The following is a 4,665-nucleotide window of genomic DNA, read 5'->3' on the forward strand; positions in this document are numbered from 1 at the left end:
GCTGACTGCGGATAGAACGGTTTTAGCCGCGTCCTTCCAGCCCGCCTCCGGGCGAACAACCTGAATATGGCCAGCCTGCACGTCTGCTGCCCACGCCTTGATAGTTTCGCCGAGCTGCTTTGGTGTGGCATTCTCTGGAAAGTATCTGACGCCCAAATCTTCATGCATACGAAAAATTGGCAGGTCACGTGCCAGAACGGGCTTTCCGTGACCCAATGCTTCAATCAGAGGGAGACCGAAACCTTCGGCATGCGAGCCGATAATGACGCCTTGGCACGCCTGATAGATGCGCTCCAGTTCCAGATCGTCAACATCGTCAAACCACACCAACTTCCGACCATGTTCGGGGTGGCTGCGAATGGCATCCTGCAAGCCTTCAGTCTTCCAGCCCATTCGGCCAACCAGTACCAATCTGTCTTCTGCACCATGCAGCCACATCTCGCTGAAGCCGGCCAGAATATCGGCATGCCCCTTACGAGGTTCAAGCGTGCCCACCATCAGGGAAAAGGGGGGCGAGGTGTCAAAACGGAGGGGGCGATTGACCTGAGTTTCGGCCAAATCCAAGTGAATCGATTCTTTGATATCGTAACCCATTGGCACGATGCTTGTATGGTATCCGCCGCTCAGCCCATAGCGATCATTAAGAACGCGTTTGAGGTCATCCTCGGTTTGGCCCGAGATACACAGAAAGCCATCTGCAAGACCAGCCAGAATCTCGATCCAGGCTTTGTAACGAATGACATTATTGGGAGAAAACCATTCTGGCTTTTCCGCTGGCAGAAGGTCGCAAATCAGAAACCACAGACTGCCTCCATCACGACGAAAGCGCGCAAGCTGTCGGCGGTGAAAACGTATGGTATCGAGCGCGAAGTCCAATCCGAAGAAAACATCTCCCTCACGTGCGCGCATTTCGTTTGATTCTAGCGTCGGATCGCTATGCGGCCATGATACGGTATGATAACGGCGGCGACGATCCGCTGTGACGAAGTGAACCTCCCACGCAGGAGGCGTTTCCTCGATTAGGGCAAGCGCCAAGGCTCGGACCACGCGCTGAATTCCTGTCCCCGCGTCATGACGACTGATCACCGTCAGATCGATGTAGAGCCGCCGAAGGCCGTCTGGAAGGGGGGCAACAGGATAGCTGCCCTTGTTCCGGTGATAGGCGATGCGGAGCTTGCGCAGAGCGCGACCGACGATCGCCTGATCGATCCGATATGGCAGGAGGTCTAGGAAGGGCTTCAAGATCATCGCAACCTGAAAAAAGAATCCATGATGCTAAAACGCGACGACCGCTGTCGTCGCGACAGGCAGCAATGTGGAATAGATCACGTTCACGAATTTCTGGATATCCGCCAGTGGCGCGTTCGATGCGTAGAGCACATCTTTGTTATGGATGGGGAAGCTCTGGGCGATAAAGAGCGTCGAAGGATCCTTCATGTTGATACGGTAAATGACAGGAACCTTGCCGTCAGGCGTTGTCTTTGCAGTGGCGCGGATCGCGGGATCCAGCGCGCTGGGATCTTCCAAGCGAAAGATAAACACGCCTTTGACATTGGCGCGGCTGTCCTGAAGGCCAGAAATGCGACCCAGGGCCTGTGCGAGGGTCAATCCGGTCGCCTCGAACGCGAGTTCTTCATTCTTGCCTGTCGCTCCCAAAGCGGTGAAGCTGAAAGGCTGATAAAGTGCGGTCATGACGTCATTGGGCTGCAGCCGGACATTCTGCAGAGGATCCCGAATGACGGTATCAAGGGGGAGTGATGAAACTTTCTCCCCACGGGTGATTTGAATCAGAACCTTGTTGACCGGATAGCGCACGCCTCCGGCTGTCGCGAGAACATCCAGCACACGCTCGCCCCGCGCTGTAAGCGGCACGCGGGCGCTGCCTGCGGCATCGCCAACCACTGTGACATTCGCGGCGGCGTTGCGGACCAGTCGCACAATGGTCTGAGGCTGATGCGCCTTACCAATCAAGGCTGAATTGATGTCGTGTGCAATCGCCTGTGGTGTACGCCCATCGGCTTTGACCTCGCCGACGAAAGGCACGGTGATCATGCCGTCACTATCGACCATCTGTTCGGGGAGCGTGCTGCTGCGGGCTGCGGACGCTGCCCCACTGGAAGATGACGAGGTAAGCGAAGAACTTCCGCCGACCGCGCCGAACAGGGTTGCGGGGGGGGCTTCCCAAATTGCGACATCGAGAACATCGCCTTTGCCGATGACGGAGCCGACCGGCATGCCTTCGCCCAGATCTGAAGAAAACATGCTTTGGTGAGTTGCAGCAAGAATGTTATGCGCAACGGCATCGGTGACATCGATCACCTTGATGTTGGCACCGGCAATGGACTGCGTGTCTGCAGCTTTCTTGACGCTGCCGCTTGATGGGCCTGTTTCAGGCACAATTGTGCATGCCGAAAGCGCCAAAGCCAGCGCTGTCGTCAAGGAGAAATGAATGGTTCCGGTTAATTTTTTCATTTAAAACAACCAAGTTTGCAGTCGTCTGTCTGCAGGCCAAGAGGCGATGTGCGAGCCTATGGCGCAACCGGGCGCGCGGATCAAGGATCGTGTGCCGATCCTCCGAAGTAGGAGATAATATCTCATTCGGCCAATGGGATGAATTTTTATCGGCTGGATCGCACGGGTGTTGCGGCGCAATTGGGGTTTCGCGCCCCTTCCATATGTCGGATTAAGGTTTCCCTAGTGCAACTGAAGCTTTAAGGCAAACTATTCTAGCCTCAAGCTGGTCGAGTTGCATTTGAAGGCTTTTTGTATCTAGGTCTATTTTTACAATGATGTTAAAAACCTATTTTAAATTTGCGAAAGTTTTTAATAAAAAATCTATTTATATCTCCTTGCAAGAGTTTGCTTGCTCACCTTTTTGATTTATTTATTTTTCTTTTCACGTGACCGATGCGGGTTGGGCTTCGCAGACAAGCATCAGATCCAGTGATTTTTGTTGAATTACCCTTTTTTCTCCACTATTTATGATCTCTCTGGCAGGCGAGATCGGGGTCCAGTTTGTGAAATTTGCCTGCCTAGTGGAATTTCAGAAGATAAAATCTATAAATAAAAATGTATTATAATGTGAAGTGAAAAACATAATAAATAATATTTTGCATGGAAGGCGGGAAAATGAATTTTGTATCCTTTTCTCAAAATTTCGAGGATGTGATGCTTTGGCGCGCATTGGGGGATGTTCGCGAGGGTTTTTTTATTGACGTCGGTGCAAATGACCCTGTCAAAGACTCAATAAGCCGACTTTTTTCAAATCATGGCTGGCGCGGGATACATGTTGAGCCTGTGCCATATTATGCTGACCTTCTTCGGAAAAGTTACCCCAATGATCTGGTGATTCAGGCAGTCATTTCTGAAACGGAAGGCGTTGTTGATTTTTACAATATTGATGGGACTGGGTTGTCAACTGCGAAATTAGACATCGCAAAAGGACATGAGGAAAACAAGTGGCCCGTGGTCGCGTCTAAAGTTAGCGCGATGACTATGGACAAGCTTTTGGAGATGTGCGGCGAATCGGATGTCCATTGGCTGAAAGTCGATGTTGAAGGGTATGAGTATGAAGTTCTAAGTGGGTGGAGGAATTCATGCAAAAGGCCATGGGTTATTGTCATGGAGTCAACTATTCCATGCACGCAAGATTCAAATTATAGTGAATGGGAGAATTTTCTTTTAGATAAAGGGTACTTCTATGTATATGGAGATGGTCTTAATAGATTTTATCTTCATCATGATAGAAAGCATCTTGCGGGAAAGTTCGATAGTCCTCCTAATGTTTTTGATAATTTCCAGTTGGATAGGACATCTGGATACGTCAAAAATTTGGTTGAAGATTTTAATTCTGAAATAACATCATTGATTGATTTAAAAGGTCGGAAAATTTCCGAACTTGAATTGGATGTTAACAGTCTAAAGAGCCAGATTTCTGCCTTAAAAAACTCTTTCGATGAAAAATCCAAGGATTTTTTAAGAAAAGAAGCTCTCTCTACATCGTCTTTTTTGGAGAGAGAGCGTGAATTGTGCGATTTAATTGTGAATTTGAGGGCGATTAACGATAAGAATTTCAGCGAGTTCAGGTCGCGTGAAAAATTATTGAATATCAGTCATAAAAGTCGAATAAATAATTTGATTGAAAATCAAAATAAAATGATTTCTTCTATGCGCAGGGAGAAGGAAAAAAATTCGTTTATGCTGAATGTCGTTCATGAGATGGGCGATTCCAGAATATGGAGGGCGGCAGTTTTTCTCTCAAAATTGTTTTCTTCCGATCTTTTGGGTAAGGGCTTGGAGGCACTAAAAAAAGGGTTGGCGGGCGATAAGGCTGTGTTTGAGCGAGATACGGGCGTGCATTAGGGGTGGCGCTGAATACTGTTTGTAGGCCTTTGAATTATAGCTGAGAAGATTTCGGCATAAAGATTTTTATTAAATTGCCGCTTCAAAGGCCGGGATCGCGATTGGTGGTGGTTGATTCGCATTTGTTTGTCGGCATGGCGGCGGGGCAATTGCATCGATTTCGGCGTCTGGGGGGCAGGGCCGCCGCAAGATCATGGTCTCGGTGACGCCGAGCTTGGGAGATACCCCTTTCATGCAGCGCTTGCGACTCTTGTCATCGGAGAACTGGACTCAGAATGGAGGGTGTCCGGCCAAAGCCGCAGC

At 49.5% G+C, this 4,665-nt stretch carries 3 protein-coding genes; 1 reads left to right on the top strand and 2 read right to left on the bottom strand.

All coding sequences use genetic code 11. The annotated features are described in order from the left end of the window. Window positions 1-1,248, bottom strand: a 1,248-nt coding sequence (locus SR3_RS31010; RefSeq protein ID WP_218018915.1) for a glycosyltransferase, incomplete at its 3' end; no start/stop codon positions are given. 27 nt (window positions 1,249-1,275) lie between these two features. After that, window positions 1,276-2,472, bottom strand: coding sequence for a polysaccharide biosynthesis/export family protein (locus SR3_RS30015; protein ID WP_068095029.1), 1,197 nt, complete (start codon window positions 2,470-2,472; stop codon window positions 1,276-1,278). A gap of 657 nt (window positions 2,473-3,129) precedes the next feature. Between SR3_RS30015 and SR3_RS31015 the strand changes: the two genes are divergently transcribed. Next, window positions 3,130-4,362: an FkbM family methyltransferase gene (locus tag SR3_RS31015; protein ID WP_169805748.1), complete on the top strand. Its 1,233-nt coding sequence runs from the start codon at window positions 3,130-3,132 to the stop codon at window positions 4,360-4,362. Window positions 4,363-4,665 lie beyond the last annotated feature (303 nt).

It is taken from the genome of Novosphingobium rosa NBRC 15208 (assembly GCF_001598555.1).
Classification (GTDB): Bacteria; Pseudomonadota; Alphaproteobacteria; order Sphingomonadales; family Sphingomonadaceae; genus Novosphingobium; species Novosphingobium rosa.

Bases quoted from the DNA above. Each gene is read 5' to 3' on its own strand.
- SR3_RS30015 (WP_068095029.1), bottom strand. From the start codon at position 2,472: ATGAAAAAATTAACCGGAACCATTCATTTCTCCTTGACGACAGCGCTG.
- SR3_RS31015 (WP_169805748.1), top strand. From the start codon at position 3,130: ATGAATTTTGTATCCTTTTCTCAAAATTTCGAGGATGTGATGCTTTGG.